The sequence below is a fragment of the Pontibacter cellulosilyticus genome, assembly GCF_014306105.1.
Taxonomy (GTDB): domain Bacteria; phylum Bacteroidota; class Bacteroidia; order Cytophagales; family Hymenobacteraceae; genus Pontibacter; species Pontibacter cellulosilyticus.
This window is the reverse complement of the sequence record NZ_JACRVF010000002.1, coordinates 36,680-62,296: the sequence shown is the minus strand read 5'-3', so window position 1 is coordinate 62,296 and position 25,617 is coordinate 36,680. Positions and strand designations below refer to the sequence as shown.

Genomic DNA, 25,617 nt, shown 5'->3' with positions numbered 1-25,617 from the left:
CCACTGCAGTTTGAGCTACAATGGTTTACTGATAAATGACGCCCGGGTTTACTCAATTTAACCTTTCGTGACCACCGCCTGTACAGCCGCCTCTGGAGCGGTAGCTGTCTGGCCAAAGCGCTTTTCAAATCTGCTGCTGTCAAACACATAGTCGCGGTCGTACTGGTACAGCATTTCTTTAAACTCGCGCATGATGGGCATAAACAGGCCAAGTATAGGTACCATCCACTTTGGCAACACAGTAAGCTTTGGCTCTGTGTGCATCGCTTTGGCAAATAAATTTACCCAATCTTTAGCTGTGAGGCGGGCATTGCTGGTTGGCACGTGCCATACCTGGTTATAAGCATCCGGGGTGTTACCCAGAAGCGCTGTGGCTTTGGCCGCATCAGGAGTGTAGGTAAAGGTGTGCACTTTACTGGCATCTGCAAACCACATAGCCTTTTTACCCTTCTTCAGGTTTTCGTACACGGCAGAGTAAAGCAAGCTGTTTTGAGTTGGCGCTATAAAATCTGCGGAACGGGCAATTAAGGCCTCTAGCTTGCCTGCTTTCACCTCTTCAAACAGCATATCGGCTATCTGTGCCCGCACTTTTCCTTTCTTGCTGATGGGGTTAACAGGGGTATCTTCTGTCATGTGCTGCAGGTGCGCTGGGTCGTACATGTACATGTTATCGAAGAACACCAGCTTTGCTTTGTGGGCGATGCAGGCATTTAAGACATTGCGCATGAGTTGAGGCCACTGCGCCTGCCATACTTTTGTGTTATACTCTAGGCCTGCCACTAAATACACTACATCAGAGCCTGCCACTGCTTGGTTTACTTGTTCCGTATTCAGCAGGTCTGCTGCAAAGAGTTCGTCTGTTGGATTAACCTTTTCCGGTTTACGGCTCACCAAACGGACTTTATCGGTGTACTTAGGTAGTTCTTTGGCTAGCTCTGTGCCAATGGCACCACCTGCCCCTAGTATGGTTTGCATATGTATGAGGTATAAGTAAATACTTTGACTGCGACGCAGATAGCTTATTTCTCTATCCGTTTCGGTTTTATCAGCTGTTGCTTTTCGTCGTACAAACCTACTAAAATACTGTTGCCTTTTTCATCTACTTTAAGTCCGCCATACTTTGCCTGCTCAAATGCCTCTGCCTGCCCCTCTTCAAAAAAGTATGACTCTGCCCCCAGGTTAACACCCCAATTGCCCTTACTGTACTTTAACAAATGCTCCTGTGGGTTAAGCGGTGTTTCTTCCTCCTGAAAGCGCACCATTTCCGCTACATTGTTCTTGTTTAGTTTTAGCACGGCATAGCCTGTCTGGCTCAGGTTCCTGAAAAGCTCATTATCTTCCGGCCTGCTGATGGCATAGCTCAGGCGCATGTAGTCACCTTGCACGAGAGAGCGCGGGTCTACAGGAGCCAATTCTAGCAGCACCAGCTCCCCTTCTTCAATAATCTCTTCCTTCTCTGCCACCGACCAGTTAAACAACGCCAGCACCAGCACCAAGTTAACAAGTATAATCCATCCGCTTTTAGTCAGCATAGCTTTTCAGGAATTTATTCAGTAACACAAAACCGCCCAGGAACAACAAACCACTTGCCACCAACACTCCTGATTTGGCGAGCAGCGTCATATTCAGGTCGTAGTAGTATAAAATAACGAAGTATACCAGCGCCAGCAAGCCAACCCAGAAGCCGGGCCTGTGGCCAATGTAAAAGCTTGACAGCAGCACCAGCAGCGCACCCGGAATAGAAGGCGTAAGTATAGTTGGAGCCAGCAGCAATACACAGCAAGTATAAAAAGCAGCTTGCGTTTTGATGTTTGTGATGGCTGCATCCTTCATTACATGATAGACCAGGTACAGGAAACAGGCAATCAGAAACAGGCTGGAGATCCAGAAGTGCTCTATCTGGGAAGATAAAAACTTCTGATGCACGAACAGGGCAAGCGTTACCACCAGCGAGAACACCACTCCCATTCGTACCGGCCTGTACTTTAGGTTTACTTTAGGAGATGCGGTGATTAGTTTTGCCTCGTACAGGCTCATGTAAGTCAATACAGCTGCCAATAGCACCACCAAGCCATGCGCAACATTGTATACTTTGTTGTCATAGATAAGGCCTAGCAAACTGCCATTTAACACCAGCACCGAAACGAACACACAGATGGCACTCTCCGAGAACAACAATACCAGAACGGCAGCACAGGCCAGCACCCCACAAACCGCAGATGTACTCTCCGTTAACTGCCCTACACCAATTGCTAAAAGCAGGTAGCCCATAAGATTAAACGACACCCCGATAGAATCGGCCATAGCATCCTTCTTGTGCTGGATTAGCCACTCTGCGCCCACTAAAAACATAACGCCCACCACCATCATAGCTACACCTGACTCGTATAGGCCGGCAGCACCCAGAAAACCCAGAAAAGTAGATGCCGCTAAAAATCCTCCCAGAATAGTGAGCGCCTTAATAGCGAGGCTCTTTAAATGGAATGCACTATGCTGTGACTCCTGCTCAATGCTGGCTCTATCGTAAGTAAAATCCTCTCCCTGCCTCTGTGTAATATCGTGCAGGAGCGCGTCCAGGTGCGTTGTTTCAGTATTTGCCATGCCATTGCCTGTTAAGTTTACTCAGATACTGAATCAAAAATGTAATGCTGCCGATCACAAACAACGTAGCCAGCATCCACACTATCTCCATGGCGTGCTCGCCAATGCGCAATATAACTGCGGTAACAACTGCAATGGCACTAAATGGAATCGCAGAAAGATAGAACAGATCTCTTGACCTGAGGCCGTACCAGATAGCCACACTATACACTCCCAACCCCAGCAGGTACGCCATGCCATAGTCTTCTTTAAAGCCAGCATACAGCAGCGAAACCATGCTTATAGTTATTGCTGTAATAGCTGCCAGCCCTACGATTCTCGGGAACCACCTGTGCTGCACATTTACTTTGCCTTTAAAAGCCAAAAACTCCCAAATAATGACAGCAGCTACATTAAGTATAAACAGTGCATCTGCCAAGGCATTAAAGGTCCAGTAAGTGGCTACCTGTTGCGTGTAAAGTATAAGTGTGGTGTTGAGCAATGCCAGGAAGATGAACCACAGCGGCTGAAAATTTGCCACCAGCACCCACAGCACCACAAAGTATGTCCAACCGAAAAAGAAATCGAAGGCGTTGGCACCTGTTTGGTAGATTTGTCCGAATACTGCAAACAACACTCCTACCAGCACAGCACTTGCCGTTAGCAGCACATTTCGCATGGTTTTGCTGCCTTTCCAGAAAAGCGCAGCAGCCGTAGTGGCTAACAGCAAAAACTCAATCAGGCCCAGTTTCAGAAACTTGTGCATTTCAGCCCAGTTGTAAGCAAAAAAGAAAATGATGCCTGCCAACGTAAAGCTCGCCCCTGTCCCAAGCAAAAACAACCTCAGGAAACTTGCCCAATCGCGCGGGGTGGCGTAGATCTTTTCGCTGCGAAGCTTTTCTGCTACACCAGTTGCCCGCCAGTTGCTATGCCGGGCTATGCTGTATATCAGTTCGCGGGTTATACTGCCTTTCATGGTTTAGAAATTATATACTATAAATTACGCAAGCTGCAACATATTAGCAAGATACAGAGCCGACATATATTTACTTCTGCAACTTCTTCAACACCTTCTCCAGTCGTTTGCACTTGCTTTCCTGCTCCACCTCCGGCAACCGTTGCTGCAGCACCCTAGAAAGCTCCGTTTTATGTTCTGATGTAACGACAGTGGCAGTAAGTTCGACATAGGAAGGCAACTGGTTAAGCGGCGCATCTTTGAGCTGGTCTATCAGCAGGGTAAGCGTATCGGAAGTATAAGCAGGCACTTTAGCCAGCTGCACCATAATTTTAACAGCATGATCTTTGGCTATTACACTCCCTTTGTTAGCTGCGTCTAGTATCAGGCTCAGGTTTTGGTAAACTTCTTCTGCCTTAACTGTTGCTACAGCATTCAGGGCAGCCATGGCACCCCACACCAAGCGGTTATTTTTAATATGCAACAGTTGTACAAACACCTTTATATAAGGCGCCAGCAGCTCAGGTTTTTCCACCCCTACCTCATATAATACTTTTATGCTGTCGCTCTGGATGTTCTTATCCTTGTGCTGTAGCAGTTGTACCAGTTCCTCAACGGCTGTGGTATCATTTTTATCTACAATGTGCCGGGCCAGTTCTTTGTTCGGCTCTTCGTCGCGGCGGCCCTGGCTGTTAGCCAGGCTGCTTAAAACAGACATCATGTCACTTGCTCCTGAAGCTTATAACCGCCTGCTCAGCCATGATCTTTCTTGGCTGCAGCACGATGCCATACTTATCCAGTAGTTCCTCCCGCAACTGCTTAAAACCATTCTTGGCAATCTTCAGGTTATACTTGCCTTCGTTTTGCGTTTTGTTCTCCAGGTTGATGTAAAACTCGCTCTTGATGGTTCGCAGCAGTTCCTCCATAGTGGCGTTCTCCAGTGTAATATCGACTGGGGTAACTGTAACTTTAGATTCTCCCTTATCTTCAACCTGATAAGGAGCAAGCCTACTCCCATCCTCAAGCGCTACATCCCACATTTCCTGCTCAACACCTACTGTGGTTACATCAAACTTGTAGAGTTTTTGCAGCTCTGCGAGTACGAGCTTTCTGTTCTGTGCTAAGTCCCCAACCTGGCTTTTAAAGGCTAAATTGATGTTCCTTTTTAGGTAAACGCTTTCCTCAAACTGAATTTTATCCTCCTCTTTTTGCAGCAGATCTATGATGACTTCTTCCAGTTTTATGTTCTTAAAGGCAACTGAGTCGTGGTCTATTGTGCTTTGGCTTCCAGCGGTTGCAACTGGCCGCATATACTCCTCTACCTTTAGTGTATACTGGTCGTTGCTAACGTTCAGCTTCTCTTTCAACTCGCTCATGAACAATAGCGCAACCGAAAAAAAGAATGCGTTGTGCGCCACATGCAAAAATAAGCCCCAGAAGAAGCCATACTTCACACGCATGTAGCCCAGTGCAAACCCTGCCCAGATCTGCGGAGCGATCAGAACAGGTATAAGCAACACTGCCGCAGAGGTGTAGTCAAAACCCGTATAATTAGCGATGTGCATCAGGCCGAACAGAACGGCAACCGAATAAAACACCAGCCTGTACTTCTGTGGCCATATTTGCTCCAGATAATCGCCAATGGCATACGCATTGAGCAAGTATAAAACATACAGCACAAATAGCACCGCCACTATAACCAATGCCCACAGCAAAGGCAGCAAATAGAAAGCAAAACCACCGCAAACAACCAACAGCCCGGCAAACAACGCAGCAAAGTAACTTCTCCTGAACCGCAGGCCATACCTGAAAATAATCTCTTCCATGATGGGAATCACAAGTACCCCGAGCAATAGTACACCCCACATAGGAAATGTATTAAACATCTCATAGGAAGCATGCTCATCGGCACTATACCACCCCAACCATTCTACTGCCTCTATTGGCACTACAAGTATTGTACTAACTAAAATATCGATGATCAGCACCCATAAGAGCACTTTGAATTTGCCAGATGACTTTACATCTGCTGGTGCATCGGCAGGTTGTTTTATAAAGCTCCAGAGGCTGATAGCAGTTTGGCGAAGTGGTTGCGTGAATGTTTTAAGCATGCAGGCAGGATAAATTTTTAAAGGACAAAAGCATCCATCCCTAAATATAGCTAAACAAACATATTTTTGAATCTATTAAGTACAAAAAAAGCGGCAGCTGCTTTGTAGCAACTGCCGCTTTCTGAAGTGTTTATACTTTGCTTATTTCTTGGCTGCGATCTTAACCGGCACTTCCATGTTTTCCCAGCTTAGCACCAGCGCATCCTTTGTCACGTCATACTTCAGGCGCTCATTCATGGTCTTGGACTTGCGCGGTGTTACATTTACACGAAGCGCATCATGTCTGTCGTCGTAATTCGTGCCCCACTGTTTGGCTGCTTTGTTAAAGATTACCGTCCACTTATCCTCTGTAGGAATGGTATAGAAGCTGTATGTACCGGCAGCCAAAGGTTTGCCTTCTACCATCACGTCTTTATCAAATGTAACTGTAGTTGCCTCGTTGGCGCCAGAGCGCCATACTTTACCGTAAGGCACCAGCTCACCCCAAACAGTGCGGCCCTTTACGCCAGGGCTGCTGTAGTTTACCGTAACAGCTACATCGCCAATCTTACCGTTAGCCGATGCCGGCGGACTGGCCTTCTGCTTTTCCTGAGCTAAGACAGTTGTTGTGAACAGCATGCCGATCACCAGCATGGCAAGTAAATTCAGAACTCGTGTGTTTTTCATAATCTATTTTGTATGGTTTGATAATGGTTTATAAACGATTTAACCAATGCGCTAGTATAGTGATGTAATTTTAAAGAGCCAGCGCCACAGCTACTAATATAGCACAATCTTAAAATCGCTGAAATGTTTTTAGACATGCTTATAGTTGTGCCTGCTATACAACACGTTGCTGTGGTCAATTTACAGAATTCTGCACAAAAACATAAGTGTATCTAAGTGTAAGGCTGCAACCATGCCTACCTGCTTTTTTCGTATAGCATGTAACCATACTTGCCCAAACAACTTAACCTGTAGTGAGTTATTAGTTTAAGAGAATCTAGCGCATGCCTTCATATAGCAAAAACAGGAGAGTAAGAACCAGAACAGACTATAGCCAGGACCCGCAACAGCGTGTAAGGCAGCGGCAACGTACGGTAAAAAGCAGGCGCAACTTCCGCGGCAGGGCTAAAAAAAGAAGGCTTTCCGGGGCTGGGGCTGTAAAAGGAGCAGAGAATAAACTCAAAAACTTTAGACAGGCCTCTATTTTGGCAGTAGCCATTACAGGTTTCATAATGCTGCTTTTTGCCCCCGGCGAAGCCACCTTAGCCCAGGGAGACACTACCCAGGCAGAAACAACTGATACGCTTGCCGCAGACACAAATATAACCGAGGCCGCTGCTGATACTTCTGCCATAGCCTCCAGTAAAGAGGCCGCCGGAGAAGCCATAGGTGCTTTACAGAGCCTTTGGGACAGCTTCTTCTATAACCTTCCTAAAATTCTGATTGCACTCGCAACGCTGGTGCTGGCCTGGCTGCTAGTAAAAGGTATAAAGGCGTTCCTTTACAAAAGCCTTGGTCGTTGGCAAAGCTCCAGTGCTGTTATCTCGCTGGTGTCTATTGCAGTGTGGCTGTTGGCTATAGGTGTGGCACTAAGTGTGGTGGCCGGCGATATTCGTGCTTTGGTAGGCTCTTTGGGTCTAATAGGTCTGGCCTTGTCGTGGTCGCTGCAGACTCCTATCGAAAGCTTTACCGGATGGCTGATGAACTCGTTTAAGGGCTATTATCGTGTTGGGGACAGGATAAGAGTGGGTGATGTATTTGGAGATGTTTATCGAATAGATTTTCTGACCACTACTGTCTGGGAAATAGGCGATCCGTACCAGCCAGGTTTTGTACAGGCTGAGCAGCCGACAGGCCGTTTAGTCACTTTCCCGAACAACGAAATTCTCACTGGCACCGTCACGAACCTGACCGGCGACTTTCCTTTTGTATGGGACGAGTTAGCCATAGCCGTAGCTAACGAATCTGATTTGCCGCTATCGATGGAAGTGCTGGAGCGGGTGGCGGAAGATCTGTTGGGTAATTATATGATAGAACCCGCACGCAATTATTCCAGGCTACTGAAGCGCTCCGGGTTAGACTACAACATTCCTGAAAAACCGCAGGTATTTGTGTCCTTAACCGACTCCTGGACAAATATTACTATACGCTACCTGGTAGGCGCACGAGAACGCCGCAAATGGAAAAGCGAGCTAACGCTACGTGTTACCAAAGAAGTAAATAAGCCGGAGTACCTCGAAAAAATTATCCCTGTATACCCAAGGCAGCAGGTGCAGTTTATTGATCCGGATGGTGTGCCTGTAGAAGCAAAGTTTACCGGCAACGGCGCCAGTGAAGAATAAGAACTCTTTCCATCAAATATCAAAAATCAGTATATTGCTTTACCTGTAAAGTATAAACCCAGAAGCTGTTGAAGTAAACTTAGAACAGAGTTACGTGCTGCAAACACCCGAACAGAAAGCATCCGTTAAAACCCGCATCGCCCCTACCCCAAGTGGTTACCTGCACCTGGGCAATGTGATGTCGTTTGCTATTACCTGGGCACTGGCACGCAAGCAGCAAGGCACTGTGGTGCTCCGAATCGATGACATTGACAACACTCGTTTCCGGCCAGAGTACCTTCAGGACATTTTCGATACGCTGGAGTTTATGGGCATAGACTACGACGAAGGCCCGCGCAACGCCAAAGATTTTGAGCAGCACCACTCGCAGCACCTGCGGCTGCCGCAGTACCGGGCACTGCTAGATAAGCTCGTGCAAAAAGGATTAGTTTACGCATGCCCCTGCTCTCGCACTCAGATTGCGGCTGTTTCGCCAGACGGTCTTTATCCCCTCACCTGCCGCGAAGAAGAACTTCCCTTAGAAACTCCTGAAACGGCCTGGCGCATTCGTATTCCAGAAGACACTTTGATCACTTTTCATGATGAGCTAGTGGGGAACTGCACGGTAGCACTGGCACTAGAGATGCCCGACTTCGTTATCCAGCGCAAAGATAGAATACCGGCTTACCAGATTGCCTCGCTTGCAGATGACCTGGCGATGAGAATTAACCTGGTAGTGCGCGGAGAGGACCTGATGCTCTCTACGGCGGCGCAGCTGTTCCTGGCACAGCAACTAAATGCTACGGCCTTCACCAATTCGCAATTTGTGCACCACCCCATTATTCTTACCGACTCAGGTAACAAGTTATCTAAGTCTGACGATGCACTATCGATCACAGAAATGCGGAACGATGGACTCACTTCGGAGGCGCTCTGGAAAAAAATCGCTTACACGTTGGGATGGAAAGATGCAGGTGTTACTGACGCGCAGAGTTTCCTGGAGAGGTTCAGCCTGGCAGACTTACCGCACCACATAGATCAGATTTAACTTCCTGCTACGCCTGTTGTATTTCCGGCTTCTCCGGCACTGGCCTTACCAGGTCGGCTATGGTTTGGTCGTACTGCGGGTGCGTGGTGTGCAGCCACTCGTCCCAGAACCTGAAGTATAAACCGTAGTTGCCCTTAAAATACTTGTGGTGCATGTTATGGTTGGTAGAGGTATTCAGCCATTTGCCTACCCTGCTGTTCACAAGCCAATGCGGGTATACTTCATAGCCCAGGTGCCCATACACGTTATATACCGTCATCAGGAAAAGGAAAAGTATAATAGCATATTCATGTATCGGGATTAGGAACGCGATCACGAATATAACGCTGGCCTCTACCACGGCCTCCAAAGGGCTAAAGGCAAAAGCCGCCCAGGGCGAAGGATTGGTAGACTTGTGGTGGGTAAGATGAAATAGTTTGAACAGCCGTGGGTGGTGCATCAGGCGGTGCGTCCAGTAGAAGTAAGTGTCATGTATAACCAAGGCCAGCACCACGCTAAATATAAAGTATCCCCAGCTGTACTCATTAAGGTCGCTGTAAATCTGTGTGTGCGGCAGCACGGCCTTCGAAGAAATGATTACCCCTACCAGCGCAAAAACAATGAACGTAAAAAAGGAATACCCTACCTCCCGCACATAATCCTTTTGCTTCGGAAACAAGGACTGTATTTTGAAGCGGGCAAACTTTTTAGGTAACAGGATGTAAAACAGCAGGAAAGCCAGTCCCGCTATAAACACATAGCGCAGCGTTAGCAGCAGGTAAAACCAACCGAATAATATACTTTCTTTCATGGGTTAAAATATACAGAACACTAAAATATGAAGCTACTCTATAGCAAACACCACAACCAGTGCTGTTAGTTTTAGATATTTGCTTGCCAAATATTTAAACGAAACTTTCCTGATAAAGCAGGAGCAGGTTGAGAGTTAGCTGCGACACAGAAAAAAGTATACTTTCGTATCCTTAACCCGTAACTGCGACTACCTTTATACTTTTTCACATGCCCCAATCAAATAAACCTGCCCGCCAACTCACGCCCCAAATCACCTCATCCGATAAGCGTAAACTCAGTAAGCTGCAGGAGGAGTTCAACCAAAAGACAGCGCTGATAGACCAGCTCAAACAGGAGCTTGCGGCTAAGCATGAAAGTATAAACCTGGCGCAGAAACGCATTGAGAAAGAATTACGCCCTATAATTGACCAGCAACTTGAGAAGCGGGTGGAGTTGGCACAGCTTTTAGACGAAGCTTTTGCGCTTCCGCTCTTCAGTTTCCGGGAAAAAGAGAAACTGGCCGCGCTAATAGAAAATATCACCTTCGACCTGATAGCCAATTACGAGCGCCGGGACATGGTGGAACTGCACGACAGGTATGCGGAGTTCACCTACAAGGAAAAAACAGTTTATGATCAGGAAGACGAACAGAATTTAGATGAGAGCATAGCAGATGATGAGCCCGAGACAGAAGATGCTTTCGGTGACCTGGATGAATATGAGCGTATACAGGCGCAACTGGACAGGGAGATGGAAAGGCGGGAACGGGAGAAGCAGAACCGCCAGAAAAGCCGAAAAACAAAAGCACAGCTAGCCAAAGAAGCACAGGCAAAAGCAGAACTCAGCAACATCAGCAAAGCCAGCCGCCGCGTGTACACTGAGCTAGCCAAACAACTGCACCCCGACAAAGAGCGCGACGAAACTATGCGTGCCTGGAAGGAGGAAGCGATGAAACGCGTAACCCAAGCCTACCACCACGACGACTTTTTTGAGCTGCTGCGCCTGCAGATGGAGTTTATGCAGGAGCAGGGCCAAGCACTGGATATGATGCCGGATGAGCAACTGCAGTACTACGTACAAATACTCGCTGACCAGGTAGATGAGTTAAAGGCAGAGCTGCAAGAATTCTCATCCGGCCCCAATTCGATCTTTTACACCCGCTTCTGCGGTACCTCAAAGCAGATGGACCAGAAGTTTAAGTCTGCCAAAGAGAACCTGACCCAGGAACTGGAGCAGCTAAAGCAAAACCTCCGCACCTTGCAAACTGATCCACAGATGATCAGGGTGTTGCTGAAGTAAGGTTATTAATCCAAAACCTCGCAGTGCTTGCAAAACCTACGAGTGTCTGGTAGAGTAGCCGCTGCGCTGTATTTTAGTTTGAATGGTCGTGCAGTATTCTCCAACCTTTGGCAGAGTGCTCAAACACCAAGGTATAGCGGCCGCTTTGCTCTGTAGAATTTTGGTTTGTGAGGATGTAACGCCCAGTTACCAATGCATGGCTATTGCCCAATGGGCGCATCTCTAAACTGTCAAAGCTTAAGGTAGAGGTAGGTGTGCCGGTTTCGGTAAAAGCCTCCTGGTAGTATCCTTTCATCTCATTTACTCCGATCGGGCCTTTCGGCAACATAAAGGTGGCAGCGCTATCATAAACAGTGATAAACTCGTCTAAGTCACCTTTGTTCCAGTCGGTAGTAATGGCCTCAAGTGTTGGGATAACCTGTGTAAAGTCAGCTTTTGGTTCTTCTAGCACAGCTGTTTCAGCTGTGTTGCATCCCGTGAATACAAATGCCGCCGCAAGTATAATGCAGCTAATGGAGGAGTATAGTTTCATTTTGTGATAAGTATGAGGTGTAAATTTTGTGCGGCAAATATGCAGATTAATCTATACTTATCACAAGTGAAGTATTATTTATAGTCCTTTATACTTGCTGGTAAAATACATCTTCCGGCCACTTTTCGAGATTACTCAAAATGTAATCATTCCTACAGGGGCAATACGGGTAGTAAACTAAGTCAAATCCTTAATCTCAGCCTGAAAATCCTGGGCTATCGCACTTAACTTTTTTAATGCTTGTTCCTTGTCACTCTCTTGTACCACCAAAATTTTAGTACCGTCACAGAGATTTAAATATCCATCAAAAGATATATTTCGAGAAACCACTTCAGCAACCTCACCATGAGTGATTTGTGTATAGCGATTTTTCTTAAGGAAGATAAAATCTAATCCGGAAAATGGTTCTTCTTTACCCAGTGCCCTACCAACAATACAATATCCTTCTCTATATACGCCTTCATATAATTTAAATTCAACACACTTGTGCATGGTAAATGGCAGCAAACCCATCAATATAAATATTGCGCTTATAACTGGATAAGTTAGACTTACATACACCCCACCTAACAACATTAAAGAAGCACATATCTTTATCGCTAAGGATGGTCTTTCTGTGACGTAATGCAACTTGTTGTTAGTCATATTAAACAATACTTAATCTCTGTTTCAAAATTATCATTCTTAACTTATGGTTTAATCCTGATTTAAAATAAAATGATAGAATTCTCCCGCAACCTTCTGCTCCTGCACACTGTTCTGATAAAACATTAACTTGTAGTATCTTTGTAAAGAAGACTCAGCAGAACACGACTTGGTAAAAGCCCTGTGTTCTGCCTTTCTTGTTTTGTAATAGACCTGAATGAAAGTAACAGATTTTTTAGAACTATACCGTTTGGACGGCGTGGTGCAAACCATTGCCGAGCGTTTAAAATCCCAAGAGCCTCACCGCCTGCAGTTGAAAGGATTGGCAGGCAGCTTAGACGCTGTGATGGCCGCGGCGGTTTATACTTTAAATTCGCAGCACCAACTTTTCGTGATGCACGATAAGGAGGAGGCTGCCTATTTTTATACCGACCTCAAAAACCTGCTTGGCGACCAGAAAGAGATCCTGCTTTTCCCGACATCTTATAAGCGCCCTTATAGTTTCGACGACACCGAGAACGCCAACATACTCATGCGGGCAGAGGTGCTGAACCGCCTCAACAGCAAAGCTGAGAAAGGCGAATTGATTGTGACGTACCCGGAGGCGCTGACGGAGAAGGTGATCAACAAAAAATCGCTGGTGGAGAACACACTGGGCGCTAAAGTAGGTGCTAAGTTGGATGTGAACTTCCTGAGCGAGATGTTGGCAGAGTATGGCTTTGAGCGCACCGAATTTGTGTACGAGGCAGGCCAGTACGCTGTGCGTGGTGGCATCGTGGATGTGTTCTCCTATGCTAACGATTTGCCCTACCGCATCGAGCTTTTCGGCGACGAGATTGAAAGTATAAGAACCTTTGATCCGGACACACAGCTGTCGGTGGAAACTAAAAAAGCTATCTCGATTATACCTAATGTGCAGACGAAGCTGCTGCAGGAGACGCGTGAAGCGTTTCTCGACTTCCTGCCGAAGAATACCAACATCTGGTTTAAGGATGTGCGCCTGACGCTGGATGTGATCGATGAGTATTTCGATAAAGCCTCGCATAATTTCGAGAAGCTGATGGCAGGCAGCGGCGGCACCCAGATCGTGTCGGACCCTGAGCAGCTGTTCCAGACGCAAAAGCAGTTCAAGAAGCTGCTGGATAACTTTAACGTGTTGGAGATTGGCAAGCGTTTCCACTTTAAAACGGCAGAGGTGATACAGCTGCAGGTCAAGCCGCAGCCGTCATTTAACAAAGACTTTAACAGGCTGGTAAAAAACCTGCACGAGCAACAGGGTGATGGCTTTGTGAACATCATTGCCACCGACTCGCCGCGCCAGATTAACCGCCTTACCATGATTTTCGATGAACTGGATCACGATGTACGTTTCCAGCACCTGCCAGTCTCCCTGAGCGAGGGTTTCATCGATCAGAACCTCAAAATAACCTGCTACACCGATCACCAGCTGTTCGACAGGTTCTATCAGCACAAAGCCAAAGAGGGACATTCCAAATCCAAGGCCATGACGCTGAAGGAGCTGCGTTCGCTACAGCCCGGCGACTACATCACTCACGTAGACTACGGCATCGGTCGCTTTGCCGGACTGGAGAAAGTAGAAGTAGGCGGGCGCTTACAAGAGGCTATCAGACTGGTATACCGTGACGACGATTTGCTGTATGTGAGTATCCACTCCCTGCACAAAATAAGCAAGTATAGCGGCAAAGAAGGTGGCCCGCCAAGTATGAGCAAACTAGGCTCGCCGGAGTGGGAGAACAAGAAGAAGAAAGTTAAGAGTAAAGTTAAAGACATTGCCCACGAACTTATCAGCCTCTATGCGAAGCGTAAGGCCGCGCCGGGCTATGCCTTTACCAAAGATGGCTTCCTGCAGGCAGAGCTGGAGTCATCGTTTATATATGAGGATACCCCAGACCAAGCGAAATCCACAGAAGATGTAAAGGCTGATATGGAGCAGCCGCACCCGATGGACAGATTGGTGTGCGGCGACGTAGGCTTTGGCAAAACCGAGGTAGCCATACGTGCTGCCTTTAAAGCCGCCTGCGATGGTAAACAAGTGGCGGTACTAGTGCCAACTACTATATTGGCCATGCAGCATTTCCGTACGTTCCGCGACAGGCTGGAGCAGTTCCCGGTAACCGTCGACTATATCAACCGCTTTAAGACAGCCAAAGATACCAAGGACACCTTGAAACGTGTAGCCGAGGGCAAAGTAGATATATTGATCGGCACGCACCGCATCGTGAGCAAGGACGTGAAGTTTAAAGATCTCGGCCTGCTGGTGATAGACGAGGAGCAGAAGTTTGGCGTGAAGACAAAGGACAAGCTGAAGGAGATGCGCGTGAACGTTGATACCCTGACGCTAACTGCCACACCTATTCCGCGGACGCTGCACTTCTCGCTGATGGGTGCCCGCGACCTGAGTGTGATTGCCACACCACCGCCAAACCGCCAACCGGTAAAAACGGAGCTGCATGTGTTTGACGAAGGGCTTATTCGCGATGCTGTAGTGAACGAGATGAAGCGCGGCGGACAGGTGTTCTTTGTGCACAACCGCATCAAGGATATTGAAGAAATGGCTGATATGATCCTGCGCCATGTGCCGGATGCCAAAGTAACGTACGCTCACGGCCAGATGGACCCCGAGACGCTCGAAAAACGCATGATGAAATTCGTGAACGGCGAGTATGATGTGCTGGTATCAACTAACATTATTGAGTCTGGTCTGGATATCGAGAACGCCAACACCATCATCATCAACCGTGCGCATATGTTTGGTTTATCCGACCTGCACCAGATGCGTGGCCGCGTAGGTAGATCAAACAAAAAGGCTTACTGCTACCTGCTTACACCACCTGTAGCCGGCTTGCCAAGCGATGCCCGCAAACGATTAAGTACCTTGGAAGAATTCTCTGACCTAGGCGAGGGCTTTAAAATTGCAATGCGTGACTTGGATATCCGTGGTGCTGGTAACCTGCTGGGAGGCGAGCAAAGCGGTTTCATCACTGACCTTGGCTTTGAGATGTACCACCAGGTGCTCGACGATGCCATTAAAGAGCTGAAAGAAACAGAGTTTAGGGAGTTGTTCCTGGGCGATAACCTGGCAGAATTTGTAGAGCCTGTGCGCGACTGTAACATAGAGACAGACATGGAAGTGCTGATTCCGGAGAGCTATGTGAGCAACATTTCGGAGCGCCTGAATCTGTACAGCAAACTCGACAGCGTGAAGAGTATGGAGGAGCTGGAAAAGATCTGCGCAAGTATAACAGACCGTTTCGGCCCGATGCCGGAACAGGTGCAGCAACTCGTGGAGATCGTGAAACTACGCTGGCAGGCACAGCAGTTGGGCTTTGAAAAACTCACTATCAAAAAAGAAACCATGAAGGGCTACTTGCCAAGCGAGAACAACGACAAATACTTCCAGTCCGACACTTTTGGCAACATACTTAAGTATGTGCAGCAGCACCCACGCCGCTCACGCCTGAAGGAGGCCAAGGATAAACTGGTTGTGATTGTAGAAGATATCCAAAGTATAGCCGACGCCAAAGAGGTATTTGAAGGGTTTGGGGTAAAAGAACTAGCCTCTGCTTAATGTACTAAAGTATAAACCTATAGCAAAACGGAGCATAATTTACTGTGCTCCGTTTTGCTTTTTATACCTTTTCTAGTTGTTTAATTTCCTTGACATTGAATGCTGACAATCATAGTTCTGCTACTGGGCATACTTTCTTATCCTGATAGATTTAACAAGTAGAAACAAAAGACAAAACTTATTGCACCAATTTAATTTTATTTATTAATTTAACGATTCAATTCTAGCAGTTTTATCACAGCAGTGCCATGCATCTTGTAGGAAACAAAACTACATCAGATTTAACATTAGTCTTTCGGGCACTGCCCGGATTTTACATGCTGCTGTCCCCTGATTTCACCATCATAGATGCTACTGAAGTTTATGTAAAATCCATAAACTTTAAGATTGAAGAGATAATAGGTAAAAACTTTTTTGATACTTTCCCTGCAGAAGCCAACGAATTTAATAAAACCACAAAAATAGAGGTTTACAATTCGCTGGTGTATGTAATAGTTCACAAAGAGGCACACACGCTGTCTCATATCCGCTTCGATATACCACAGCCTGCAGCGTTGGGCGGTGGATTAGAAGAGCGGTTTTGGAAAACTATTAACACGCCCATCTTAAATGACGAAGGAGAGCTATTATACATTCTTCATCAGCCGGAAGACATAACGGACATCGTACGCTTGGAGCAGCAGAACCATCAGAACGAGGAGCGCCTGGCCATGCTAACTAATGCATTGCACACTGTATCGTGGGAGTATGATATCATCAATGATGTCCTTACATGGGATGAGCGGCTGCAGCAGGTGTTTGGGTATTCACCGGATATGATGGAATTAAGCGGAGCCTCCTGGGATAAATTGGTACACCCGGATGACTTTGATGCCGTGCAACAAAGTATAGCTCAGGCCACAGCTTCGGGGCAAAAGCTATGGACCGGTGAATACAGGTTCAGAAAAGCAGACGGGACCTACGCCCACGTGCTAGACCAAGGGTATTTTATGTATGACCAAAACCAGAGGCCTTTAAGAACCTTTGGCACCATCATCGACCTATCGCATAATAAGAGGGCAGAGGAAGAGCTTAAAGAAAGTGATGCACGTTTCAGGCAGCTACTTGAGAACCTCCCGCACATGGCCTGGACTGCAGACCCTAAAGGAAAAATTTTATACTTCAACGATAACTGGTACACTTTTACCGGAATGCCCAAGGGACAGATCGATGGCAGAGCCAGCGTTATACACCCAGAAGACACAGCCGATGTAATCACTACCTGGCATGAAGCCATTGCATCAGGCAGTATGTATGAAATAGAGTACCGAATCCGTGACCACGCAAGCGGCGCTTACCGTTACTTTATGGAGCGCGGTTTTCCTATGTTAAACCACGATGGAAAGGTAAAGCTATGGGTAGGTACCTTTACCGACATAGAAGAGCAGAGGCAAACACTTGAAACCATACGCCTGAAGGAACAGCAGCTGCAGACCATACTCCAGTTGTCGCCGGCTTACCTTTGCTTACTGGAGGGGCCAAACCATATATGCCGCTATGTGTCGCCGGGGGTTTACCGCATGTATGGCTACCGGTCTTACGTAGGCAAACCCGCACAGGAAGTATGGCCTGAGTTTGAGCAGATGGGATTTGCAGAGCTGCTTGATCAGGTATACATACATGGAGAGAACGTACAGCTAAGCGAGTTTAAGGTAATGTATGACCGTTACCAGAATGGAGATGCCAGAGAAGCCTTCTTTAACTTTAAATATCAACCTATTTACAGCGATCATGGCCAGGTAGAGGGAGTTCTTATTTCGGCAGTGGAGGTAACCAAGCTTGTTAAGTCAAAACGAAAAGCTGAAAAACTTGCGTTGGAGTTAAAGCAGCGGCTTTCTTAAACTAATCTGACCTGCTTCTGAGGTAGCTTCTCAAATCAATTGAATCATCTACTTTGCTTACCTGCCTGCCACAATAAGGTATTTGTGTGCCAACACTGCAACAGTCTGCTGCAACCCGCCATTAAAACCAAAATAAAAGCTATATTTGAACAGCTTTACTATTTTAAAAATAATCGGAGCCGAATGTATAAATATTAGGAGTAAGGCAAACATTCTAACCCACTTTTACTTATACAATAGACACCCAAAGGCACAACCACACGGATTAACATGACTAAATCAGTTAAAACAATTCTGCTAATCGACGACGATGAAACAACCAATTACCTGAACCACAGGTTGCTAACACGCATGCAGGTCGCAGAAGACATTCGGGTGGTAACGAATGGCGAGGAGGCACTACAGTACCTGGAAAGAGCCTTCGCCGATGACCCGGAACACCCAAGGCCAGACCTGATATTTGTGGATATTAAAATGTCTGTGATGGATGGTTTTGAATTTTTAGAAGAATACCAGAAACTAGGCGAAAACGACAAAAGCAGGATTGTAATGTTAATGCTTACATCCTCTGCCAGCTTCTATGACCTTGAAAAACTAAAGAAGTTCCCGGATGTGCGCCAGCATTACTCAAAGCCTTTAGCAGAAGGTGATGTGCGCGACATCATGAATGAGTATTTTTAAGCCAGTTTTATACTTACAAGACACCGCAGCGGCTCCACTAAAGGAGCCGCTTTTTTTGTGGCCTGCTCATTTATATGCTCAACTAAAACATACCTGCAGCGAACTTCCCAATGCATTTATTCAGTCCTATTCATACGCCTATATAACCTGCACCTAAACTAACTATAGCGCTATAATAACGTACATAATAAACCCGCATACTGTCGGGACACAATTTTGTAACATATTAGTATTAAAGATAAAACAATGGGAAACACAGGAAACTATAGCGACCAGGGAGCCGAGAACTGGCGCATGGGACGCAACTTATACGATCAGGACAAAGAGCAGCAGAAACGTTACAGTTACCGCGGCGGCGACCACGATAACAGGCAATGGGATGAAGGTAATTATTTCCATACAGGGCCTAGCCCCCGTGGTGCCCAAGACTCTACTGAGAAACGTTACGGCGAAAACTATCACCACGACCGCAACAAAACATATGCCCAGGAACGCAACTCACATCTAGCAGATCATTACGGCAGCAAGCGCGAAAGCCCTTACCGCAACGAAAATTCTTACTTGAACCACGGAGAGGGCTACCAGCACAGCGACATGCATAGCATGCGCCGGCCTCACTCACCAGGTGGCTCACTGCAGGGAAATACCTCAGACGTAAAAGGCTATCCAAACGATATGTGGCGTGACAGCCCTGACTCCCGCAGCCGCTATAAGCAAACTGACTTCCGCTACGGCAGCGGATCGCATAACTGGTACCGTGAAGGACGCTATACTGCTGATGAAAACCAAAGCGATGATAAGCGCGGGTTTATGGATAAAGTAAAAGATACATGGAATGATATCTGGCATTCTGACGATCCGGATTACAGACCAAGCCATCCGCAATATCGAAGTGCGGCAGACCGCGTGGACTCTCACAAACGCTATGGATCAGAACCTTACCGCGACCGCCGCTTTGACAGAGGCTACGAAGGCGGTCCGCGCTGGGCCGATGAAACAGATTCTGGATCTGACAATTATTATGATGACATCGACAGAACAGAACGATATCGCCGCTAGGCCGTATAAATAGCAGATTAGGTAGATTTGGTAGTAGATTAGTTTTAGTTAGTGAATAACAAAGCCGGCACCCCATGCCGGCTTTGTTGCTTTTTGTCGCGCCTGTTTTAACATCTTCAGAACCTCCTGACTATGAGCGCGTAAATTTAAGATAGCAGCAAAATATAGTTAACTCACCTAATAGATATACCATGCATCACGAAGAAAATGAGCACAGACGCCACCATTACAGAGAAATGCGCCACAGACGCGACCGCGATATGCACCACCCACACCGGCAGGAGCACTTCCAGGATTTTACTAGCCGTTGGGGAGAACCGGAGCCGCTAATCCACCTGAACCACCAGTCCCGTCATGCGCAGGACATGGGCCGTTTAGAGGACCAGCCACACTATCGGCAGCAACGAGAAGAATGGCACGACCCACGCCATAATCAGTATGAGCAGCGACACCAGGAGCCTATCTGGAGACAGCGCGATGTGCACTTTGATAAAAGTAACCAGCGCGTAGAAGACCGCTGGTTTGACGATGACTCTCCTATGATGCCTCCGCCACAAAACCCGGAGCACTGGGAACACAGACCTCACCCACGAAACAGGTACTGGGATGAGAATGAATACTAACCAAAAGTATAAGTAGCACTACACAAGGCCGGCACATGTTTCCGGCCTTTTCTGTTGCAACCACTCAAGTATAAATACTGCCTGTTCCGGATTTACAAGCATTGTTTAAAGGCAGGTAGTAATGTATTAACTTGCATGTTAGTGATTAGAAGCAGGGAATGAGTGAACTGGATAATTTATTAAAGCAGATAAGGAGTTGCAGCATTTGCGAAGAGCACCTGCCCCTGGGGCCACGGCCAGTATTGGCAGCCAGCAAAACTGCAAAATTGTTAATAGTAGGCCAGGCACCCGGCACCAAGGTACACGCCACCGGCATACCCTGGAACGACCAGAGCGGAAAGCGCCTGCGCCAGTGGCTGAACATGGAGCCAGACTTTTTCTACGACAGCGAGCAGATAGCCATTGTACCTATGGGCTTCTGCTACCCTGGCAAAGGTAAAAGCGGTGATTTACCTCCCAGGCCTGAATGCGCTTTGCACTGGCACCAGAACCTGCTGGCACAGCTTCCTAACATTCAGCTCACACTGCTTATTGGCAAGTATGCGCAGGATTATTTCTTGGGTAAATCAGCCAAAAGCAACCTTACTGAAACAGTAGCCAGCTGGCACGAGTACCTGCCTCGGTACATGCCCATGCCGCACCCATCGCCGTTAAATCACTTCTGGCTAAGGCGCAACCCCTGGTTCGAAACCGATGCCGTGCCAGCCTTGCAATCATTAGTAAAAGATTTGTTTAAGAACGGGTAAATCGGCTATTTTAGCTACCCGTAAACAGTCTAACGTTTTACACATGATCAATTACCCGAGCAGCAAGTTACCAGACATCGGCACCAGCATCTTTTCGGTGATGTCTGGTTTGGCAAACGAGCATAAAGCTATAAACCTCTCGCAAGGATTCCCGGACTTTAACTGCCCGGAGCCTCTGATGCAACTTGTTACCAAGTATATGCAAGAGGGCTTTAACCAGTATGCGCCCATGCCGGGTATGCCACAGCTGCGCGAAAAGATCAGTATTAAAACAGAGAAAGTATACGGTTATCGCCCTAACCCCGACACAGAGGTTACAGTAACTTCTGGAGCTACCGAAGCCCTGAACGCAGCCATTACAGCCGTTGTAAAACCAGGCGACGAAGTAGTGGTGCTGGAGCCCTGCTACGACTCCTATGTGCCGGCTATTCGTTTGTGCGGAGGGGCCCCGATCTTTGTTCCCCTGGCACTCCCGGACTTTAGTGTAGACTGGGACATGGTAAAAAATCGCATCTCGTCGCGCACAAGGCTTATCATCATAAACACACCGCATAACCCAACCGGTGCCGTAATGTCGAAACAAGACCTGGACATGCTGGCAAGTATAACCGACGGCACCGACATATTGGTAATAAGCGACGAAGTATACGAGCACATGGTGTTTGACGGGCAACAGCATTATAGTGTTCTGCAGCACACGGCCCTGCGCGAAAGAAGCTTTGTCATCTCCTCGTTTGGTAAAACCTACCATACCACCGGCTGGAAGATTGGCTACGCTGTTGCCCCTGCACCGTTAACAGCAGAGCTCCGAAAGATGCACCAATTTATCACGTTCTGCTCCGTTACTCCGCTGCAATTGGCCATTGCAGATTTTATGGACAACCAGACACACTACCAGCAACTACCGGACTTTTACCAGGCTAAGCGCGACTTCTTTTGCGAGCAGCTGAAAGGTAGCCGCTTTGAGATTATACCAGCAGCCGGCACATACTTTCAGTTGGCAAAATATGATAGCATCTCTGATGAGTATGACCTAGAGTTTACCAAGCGCCTTACTGTAGAAACAGGCGTAGCAGCCATACCTGTATCAGCCTTTTATCATGATAAAACCGACAATAAATACCTGCGTTTCTGCTTTGCTAAGAGCGAAGACACTTTAAAAGCAGCCGCAGAAAAACTGGTTAAGCTGTAGGCTAAGTGGCTATACTGTTGCTAACACTTCTCATTCTTAATTCATCATTCATAATTATACTATGGACCTGCGCGTAACGATTGTACAAACTCAGCTGCATTGGCAAGATGCCGACGCTAACAGAATTATGTTCTCAGAGAAGTTAGCTGCCGCTGCACCCGCCACAGACCTGATTGTGCTGCCGGAGATGTTTACCACCGGGTTTAGTATGAACGCTGCAGGACTGGCAGAGGATGCCGAAGGCACTACGCTTAACTGGATGCGGCAGGAGGCACAAAAGTATAACGCTGTAGTTACAGGCAGTGTGATGGTTCAGGAGAATGGGTCATACTTTAACCGCCTTTATTGGGTACGCCCTGATGGCAACTATGCAAAGTATGATAAGAAGCATCTCTTCAGGATGGCAAAGGAACACCATACGTATAAGCCCGGGCAGGAACGCCTGGTGGTAGAACTGAACGGCTGGAACATTTGCCCTTTGGTATGCTACGATCTGCGCTTCCCGGTTTGGAGCCGCAACAGCAACAACGCCTACGACCTGCTGCTGTATGTTGCTAACTGGCCTAAGGTGCGCAGTCATGCCTGGAGCACACTGTTACAGGCCCGTGCCATCGAAAATATAGCTTATGTGGTGGGTGTAAACAGAGTAGGCACGGACGGCAATAACCACCCTTATTCCGGCGACTCCGCCATTGTTCATCCCAAAGGGTACCACTTACTGGAAACAAGTGAGGCAGAAGGAATCAATACTTTAACGCTAAGCAAAAAAGAACTGGAAGACTTCAGAGAAGCTTTCCCGGCATACCTGGATGCGGATGCATTTAGTATGTAAACTGCTTCTGTAGCGACGCCATATTTTGCGGTAGCTGTTGCAGTTAAGTATGGCAGCAACTATAGGAAAGACGTAGTGAAATATTTTGAGCGCTTGTGTCTTATCGATGCCAGGGATGAGGTAAGTATCCTGACTTACTTTAGTGTTTCAAAAAAAGACTGCGCCTCCTGCGCAACCTCCTCCTCTCCCACTGTTTTATAATTGATGTTTTCTCTGGCCCCGAACATGCGCTGCAGTCTTGCATGCTGCCCTTGCAGCAGCACCAGCCTGCCGCGTTTCTCCAGGAACAGCTCTTCTAGCAAAGGCATCATACTTCCTAAATCAGTTTTACTTTCATCAGCCTTGATACACACCACCGCCTGCTCTGCCTCCTTTAGCAACTGCAAAGCATAATGCTGCACCAACTCCCCGGATTGGGCATCCAGGTCAAGTATAGCAACCTGTGGCAAAGCTGCTTTAAGTTGCTCCAGCAGCGGCTGCCTGTAAGTACCTGGGGCTGTTACGTTAAAGTATAAAAAAGCCTGCATTACTGAATTACCAGCTTAGCCGAAGTATGGCCCCCGGTTTTAGAAGTTGCCCTGATGATGTACATGCCAGCTTTGAAATTGCGAAGCGGCAACATATGGCTCCTGCTGTACACACTGTTGCCCTGGTATACTTTTCTGCCAATGGCATCAAAAACCTGTAGTACAACAGGCTCTGTCGCTCTGACAACTACTGCATCACGTTGTGTTTTGTCAGTCGGGTTAGGGTAAACTTCCAGCTTTAGGCCAACATCAGGATTGTTAACAGCCATGTTTCCAGCTGTCTGCTGCAACAGGTACATGCCTCCGCCTTGCGTACCAATAACCAAGTATAACTTGTTTTCGCCGCCAAGAAGTGTTACATGTATACTTAGTCCTTTGCCTAGCCTGCTCTCCTGTACTTCCTGCGTAAGCTCGTTCTCCAGCAATGGTGCTTCTGCCGTTAATGTGCCTGCCAGATTCTTAGTAAAGTCACGGTAGATTCTGATCACGCCGCTGTCATCTACAGTAATTAAATCGCGGCTGCCATCGCCGTCTATGTCTGCTATACTTGGGTATAATGTTCTGCGTGCGGAGTTAAAACCAATGCCGCCAAAGCTGTTGTTCTCTAACGTATAAGCCGGATTTGCTGCTGCCCCTGTGTTCCTGTAAAACGCCAGGCTGCCATCCTTCATACCTACTAATAGATCTACATCTCCGTCATTGTCTACATCCTCCAAAGCAGGATTGGCACCGTCGGGGATGCTTTGCAGTACCCTTACATCCGGGAAGTTATAAGCAGCCTGCCCGCTAGTGCCCTTGTTAAGAATGTAGCTGATGCGGTTAGTACCTGCTTTCAGCTCTTTATAAGTAAGAATGAGGTCTGGCAGGTTATCTCGGTTGATATCAGCGAAGCCCGGCTTAAGCGCGTACAGTTGCTGGTTCTTAAGGTTAAGGTAATCGTTTGTAACCAGTTCGAATGCGGGAGCCGAGGCAGTACCTGTGTTACGGTAAAAACTGATGGAAGCGCTGTAAAGGTTGCCGCTATAAGAGGCATGGTTGCCTACCAGCATATCCAGGTCGCCGTCACCGTCCAAATCTGCAAAGGCCGGGAAAGCTCCTTCCCCTATGTCTATCATTTGCCCCTGCAGGAAATCGTTCTTCACAAAATTGAATGTTGGTTTATCTGCTGCTCCGCTGTTCCTGTAAAGCCAGGTAGAGGTTTGGAAATCCATGTTCCAGATGTCGTCTGTTACCTGTGGCGAAACCAGCATATCAGGCACCCCATCAAACGTAACATCTTCGTAAAAAGCTGCCGGAAACTTAGCAAAAGAGGCTGGCTTGGCTGCCGGAAAAGTGGGTGTGAAACTCGTCATTAGGGCGTTACCAGTGTTTCCTTCGTTCTCCATCAGCACCAGGTTATCGCACTGCACGGCCCCCATTACCAAATCTTTGTCACCGTCAGCATCCACATCCAGCAACAGCAAAGATGAACCACTATGCCCTGAGTGCATAGGCCCGGCTACGCGGCAGTAGGCACTAAACAAAAAGCTGTTGCAACCATCGCATTCCGAAATTCGGCCCCACCAGTTGGTTTGCTGCACATACTGCATGGTGCCGCAGGCTAAGCCTAGTTCTACCTGCTGGTTGCGGTAAAGCTCAAGGGTTTTACCCACCGAAAATTCAGCGATCAGCACATCCAGATCTCCGTCACCGTCCACATCAGCTATGGCAGGCACATCGGCACCAGTCATCTGCATGTTTACCCGATTGCTGTTATAATATAATGCACTTTCGGATAGGGTAAACTTTAGTCTGCCGTTTGCTGCAGACTCTTGCTTAAACACTCTTATGCCTAATGGGGTGCTGGTGAAAATGTCTTTCAGACCATCGCAGTTGTAGTCGCGCAGCAAAGCCCAGTTCTCCAGGTCTGCCGGGAAAAAAATCTCATACTCCGGTGCATATTTATACTTCCACTGCCCACTCTGCTGCACAGCCAGCCAGGTGTATACTTTCTTAAGCTGCCTGTCAAAAATAAACAGATCCTCCTGCCCGTCTGTGTTCAGGTCGATGGTAGAGAATTGCGGTGTATTCAGGCCTCCGCTCCAAGGATCTGACAACTGTTTACCAGCAATCGTTACAGGTACATCCTGGCGCAACCGGAACTGCAGGTTTTCATTTTCCTGAACATTGCCCTGAGCACTGACGTGAACATGGGCTAAAAGTATAAGCAGAAGGGCATACAGGATTTTCATAGTAAAGGCA

The 25,617-nt window shown here is 47.4% G+C and carries 23 protein-coding genes; 11 read left to right on the top strand and 12 right to left on the bottom strand.

Going from position 1 to position 25,617, the window contains the following annotated elements; genetic code table 11:
• Positions 1–57 precede the first annotated feature (57 nt).
• From H8S84_RS07860 to H8S84_RS07830, 7 genes are all read right to left on the bottom strand, one after another.
• Positions 58–975 carry an NAD-dependent epimerase/dehydratase family protein gene (locus tag H8S84_RS07860; RefSeq protein ID WP_187066786.1) on the bottom strand — a complete coding sequence of 306 codons (918 nt, stop codon included), beginning with the start codon at positions 973–975 and terminating at the stop codon, positions 58–60.
• A gap of 44 nt (positions 976–1,019) precedes the next feature.
• Positions 1,020–1,532 (bottom strand): GDYXXLXY domain-containing protein, encoded by a 513-nt coding sequence (locus tag H8S84_RS07855; protein ID WP_187066785.1) that lies wholly within the window; start codon positions 1,530–1,532, stop codon positions 1,020–1,022.
• A complete protein-coding gene (locus H8S84_RS07850; RefSeq protein ID WP_187066784.1) occupies positions 1,522–2,601 on the bottom strand; it encodes a DUF4401 domain-containing protein in 1,080 nt (359 codons plus the stop codon). The genes H8S84_RS07855 and H8S84_RS07850 overlap by 11 nt, the downstream gene beginning before the upstream one ends.
• On the bottom strand, positions 2,588–3,556 hold the full coding sequence (locus H8S84_RS07845; protein WP_187066783.1) for a DUF2157 domain-containing protein: 969 nt from the start codon (positions 3,554–3,556) through the stop codon (positions 2,588–2,590). Before H8S84_RS07845 ends, H8S84_RS07850 begins: the two co-directional genes overlap by 14 nt.
• Positions 3,557–3,626: 70 nt before the next feature.
• Complete coding sequence (locus H8S84_RS07840) at positions 3,627–4,256, bottom strand: hypothetical protein (RefSeq protein WP_187066782.1); 630 nt, start codon at positions 4,254–4,256, stop codon at positions 3,627–3,629.
• A 1-nt stretch (position 4,257) separates the two neighbouring features.
• Complete coding sequence (locus tag H8S84_RS07835; RefSeq protein ID WP_187066781.1) at positions 4,258–5,646, bottom strand: CPBP family intramembrane glutamic endopeptidase; 1,389 nt, start codon at positions 5,644–5,646, stop codon at positions 4,258–4,260.
• A 141-nt stretch (positions 5,647–5,787) separates the two neighbouring features.
• Positions 5,788–6,312: a DUF2911 domain-containing protein gene (locus H8S84_RS07830; protein ID WP_187066780.1), complete on the bottom strand. Its 525-nt coding sequence runs from the start codon at positions 6,310–6,312 to the stop codon at positions 5,788–5,790.
• 323 nt (positions 6,313–6,635) lie between these two features.
• On the opposite strand from H8S84_RS07830, the gene H8S84_RS07825 reads away from it, so the two are divergent.
• Both H8S84_RS07825 and H8S84_RS07820 read left to right on the top strand, forming a co-directional pair.
• Positions 6,636–7,973, top strand: coding sequence for a mechanosensitive ion channel family protein (locus H8S84_RS07825; RefSeq protein WP_187066779.1), 1,338 nt, complete (start codon positions 6,636–6,638; stop codon positions 7,971–7,973).
• Positions 7,974–8,067: 94 nt separating this feature from the next.
• Positions 8,068–9,000: a glutamate--tRNA ligase family protein gene (locus tag H8S84_RS07820; RefSeq protein ID WP_317175431.1), complete on the top strand. Its 933-nt coding sequence runs from the start codon at positions 8,068–8,070 to the stop codon at positions 8,998–9,000.
• 7 nt (positions 9,001–9,007) lie between these two features.
• Here the strand turns inward: H8S84_RS07820 and H8S84_RS07815 are convergent, their stop codons facing one another.
• The gene (locus tag H8S84_RS07815; RefSeq protein WP_187066778.1) at positions 9,008–9,790 is read right to left on the bottom strand and encodes a sterol desaturase family protein; all 783 of its coding nucleotides are present in this window, start codon (positions 9,788–9,790) and stop codon (positions 9,008–9,010) included.
• Positions 9,791–9,999: 209 nt separating this feature from the next.
• On the opposite strand from H8S84_RS07815, the gene H8S84_RS07810 reads away from it, so the two are divergent.
• Positions 10,000–11,070 carry a J domain-containing protein gene (locus tag H8S84_RS07810; RefSeq protein ID WP_187066777.1) on the top strand — a complete coding sequence of 357 codons (1,071 nt, stop codon included), beginning with the start codon at positions 10,000–10,002 and terminating at the stop codon, positions 11,068–11,070.
• A 73-nt stretch (positions 11,071–11,143) separates the two neighbouring features.
• Here the strand turns inward: H8S84_RS07810 and H8S84_RS07805 are convergent, their stop codons facing one another.
• The gene (locus H8S84_RS07805) at positions 11,144–11,602 is read right to left on the bottom strand and encodes a YybH family protein (protein ID WP_187066776.1); all 459 of its coding nucleotides are present in this window, start codon (positions 11,600–11,602) and stop codon (positions 11,144–11,146) included.
• A gap of 177 nt (positions 11,603–11,779) precedes the next feature.
• Positions 11,780–12,247, bottom strand: a complete 468-nt coding sequence (locus tag H8S84_RS07800) for a hypothetical protein (RefSeq protein WP_187066775.1) — start codon at positions 12,245–12,247, stop codon at positions 11,780–11,782.
• 217 nt (positions 12,248–12,464) lie between these two features.
• On the opposite strand from H8S84_RS07800, the gene mfd reads away from it, so the two are divergent.
• From mfd to H8S84_RS07760, 8 genes are all read left to right on the top strand, one after another.
• Positions 12,465–15,836, top strand: coding sequence for a transcription-repair coupling factor (mfd, locus tag H8S84_RS07795; protein WP_187066774.1), 3,372 nt, complete (start codon positions 12,465–12,467; stop codon positions 15,834–15,836).
• A 248-nt stretch (positions 15,837–16,084) separates the two neighbouring features.
• On the top strand, positions 16,085–17,716 hold the full coding sequence (locus tag H8S84_RS07790; RefSeq protein ID WP_187066773.1) for a PAS domain-containing protein: 1,632 nt from the start codon (positions 16,085–16,087) through the stop codon (positions 17,714–17,716).
• A gap of 270 nt (positions 17,717–17,986) precedes the next feature.
• Positions 17,987–18,397: a response regulator gene (locus H8S84_RS07785; protein WP_187066772.1), complete on the top strand. Its 411-nt coding sequence runs from the start codon at positions 17,987–17,989 to the stop codon at positions 18,395–18,397.
• A 246-nt stretch (positions 18,398–18,643) separates the two neighbouring features.
• Positions 18,644–19,456, top strand: coding sequence for a hypothetical protein (locus H8S84_RS07780; RefSeq protein ID WP_187066771.1), 813 nt, complete (start codon positions 18,644–18,646; stop codon positions 19,454–19,456).
• 191 nt (positions 19,457–19,647) lie between these two features.
• Entirely contained in the window at positions 19,648–20,079 is a 432-nt protein-coding gene (locus H8S84_RS07775; RefSeq protein ID WP_187066770.1) for a hypothetical protein, read from the top strand.
• Positions 20,080–20,237: 158 nt separating this feature from the next.
• Complete coding sequence (locus H8S84_RS07770) at positions 20,238–20,825, top strand: uracil-DNA glycosylase family protein (RefSeq protein WP_187066769.1); 588 nt, start codon at positions 20,238–20,240, stop codon at positions 20,823–20,825.
• Between the two features lie 43 nt (positions 20,826–20,868).
• Positions 20,869–22,017: a methionine aminotransferase gene (locus tag H8S84_RS07765; protein WP_187066768.1), complete on the top strand. Its 1,149-nt coding sequence runs from the start codon at positions 20,869–20,871 to the stop codon at positions 22,015–22,017.
• A 61-nt stretch (positions 22,018–22,078) separates the two neighbouring features.
• On the top strand, positions 22,079–22,849 hold the full coding sequence (locus H8S84_RS07760) for an amidohydrolase (RefSeq protein WP_187066767.1): 771 nt from the start codon (positions 22,079–22,081) through the stop codon (positions 22,847–22,849).
• 134 nt (positions 22,850–22,983) lie between these two features.
• On the opposite strand, the gene H8S84_RS07755 is transcribed toward H8S84_RS07760, so the two are convergent.
• Both H8S84_RS07755 and H8S84_RS07750 read right to left on the bottom strand, forming a co-directional pair.
• Positions 22,984–23,376 (bottom strand): hypothetical protein, encoded by a 393-nt coding sequence (locus tag H8S84_RS07755; protein WP_187066766.1) that lies wholly within the window; start codon positions 23,374–23,376, stop codon positions 22,984–22,986.
• Positions 23,376–25,607 (bottom strand): T9SS type A sorting domain-containing protein, encoded by a 2,232-nt coding sequence (locus H8S84_RS07750; protein ID WP_187066765.1) that lies wholly within the window; start codon positions 25,605–25,607, stop codon positions 23,376–23,378. The genes H8S84_RS07755 and H8S84_RS07750 overlap by 1 nt, the downstream gene beginning before the upstream one ends.
• Positions 25,608–25,617: the final 10 nt, after the last annotated feature.

Excerpts from the sequence above, each read along its gene's own strand:
- H8S84_RS07860 (WP_187066786.1), bottom strand. The coding sequence starts at position 975 with ATGCAAACCATACTAGGGGCAGGTGGTGCCATTGGCACAGAGCTAGCC.
- H8S84_RS07855 (WP_187066785.1), bottom strand. The coding sequence starts at position 1,532 with ATGCTGACTAAAAGCGGATGGATTATACTTGTTAACTTGGTGCTGGTG.
- H8S84_RS07850 (WP_187066784.1), bottom strand. The coding sequence starts at position 2,601 with ATGGCAAATACTGAAACAACGCACCTGGACGCGCTCCTGCACGATATT.
- H8S84_RS07845 (WP_187066783.1), bottom strand. The coding sequence starts at position 3,556 with ATGAAAGGCAGTATAACCCGCGAACTGATATACAGCATAGCCCGGCAT.
- H8S84_RS07840 (WP_187066782.1), bottom strand. The coding sequence starts at position 4,256 with ATGATGTCTGTTTTAAGCAGCCTGGCTAACAGCCAGGGCCGCCGCGAC.
- H8S84_RS07835 (WP_187066781.1), bottom strand. The coding sequence starts at position 5,646 with ATGCTTAAAACATTCACGCAACCACTTCGCCAAACTGCTATCAGCCTC.
- H8S84_RS07830 (WP_187066780.1), bottom strand. The coding sequence starts at position 6,312 with ATGAAAAACACACGAGTTCTGAATTTACTTGCCATGCTGGTGATCGGC.
- H8S84_RS07825 (WP_187066779.1), top strand. The coding sequence starts at position 6,636 with ATGCCTTCATATAGCAAAAACAGGAGAGTAAGAACCAGAACAGACTAT.
- H8S84_RS07815 (WP_187066778.1), bottom strand. The coding sequence starts at position 9,790 with ATGAAAGAAAGTATATTATTCGGTTGGTTTTACCTGCTGCTAACGCTG.
- H8S84_RS07810 (WP_187066777.1), top strand. The coding sequence starts at position 10,000 with ATGCCCCAATCAAATAAACCTGCCCGCCAACTCACGCCCCAAATCACC.
- H8S84_RS07805 (WP_187066776.1), bottom strand. The coding sequence starts at position 11,602 with ATGAAACTATACTCCTCCATTAGCTGCATTATACTTGCGGCGGCATTT.
- H8S84_RS07800 (WP_187066775.1), bottom strand. The coding sequence starts at position 12,247 with ATGACTAACAACAAGTTGCATTACGTCACAGAAAGACCATCCTTAGCG.
- mfd (WP_187066774.1), top strand. The coding sequence starts at position 12,465 with ATGAAAGTAACAGATTTTTTAGAACTATACCGTTTGGACGGCGTGGTG.
- H8S84_RS07790 (WP_187066773.1), top strand. The coding sequence starts at position 16,085 with ATGCATCTTGTAGGAAACAAAACTACATCAGATTTAACATTAGTCTTT.
- H8S84_RS07785 (WP_187066772.1), top strand. The coding sequence starts at position 17,987 with ATGACTAAATCAGTTAAAACAATTCTGCTAATCGACGACGATGAAACA.
- H8S84_RS07780 (WP_187066771.1), top strand. The coding sequence starts at position 18,644 with ATGGGAAACACAGGAAACTATAGCGACCAGGGAGCCGAGAACTGGCGC.
- H8S84_RS07775 (WP_187066770.1), top strand. The coding sequence starts at position 19,648 with ATGCATCACGAAGAAAATGAGCACAGACGCCACCATTACAGAGAAATG.
- H8S84_RS07770 (WP_187066769.1), top strand. The coding sequence starts at position 20,238 with ATGAGTGAACTGGATAATTTATTAAAGCAGATAAGGAGTTGCAGCATT.
- H8S84_RS07765 (WP_187066768.1), top strand. The coding sequence starts at position 20,869 with ATGATCAATTACCCGAGCAGCAAGTTACCAGACATCGGCACCAGCATC.
- H8S84_RS07760 (WP_187066767.1), top strand. The coding sequence starts at position 22,079 with ATGGACCTGCGCGTAACGATTGTACAAACTCAGCTGCATTGGCAAGAT.
- H8S84_RS07755 (WP_187066766.1), bottom strand. The coding sequence starts at position 23,376 with ATGCAGGCTTTTTTATACTTTAACGTAACAGCCCCAGGTACTTACAGG.
- H8S84_RS07750 (WP_187066765.1), bottom strand. The coding sequence starts at position 25,607 with ATGAAAATCCTGTATGCCCTTCTGCTTATACTTTTAGCCCATGTTCAC.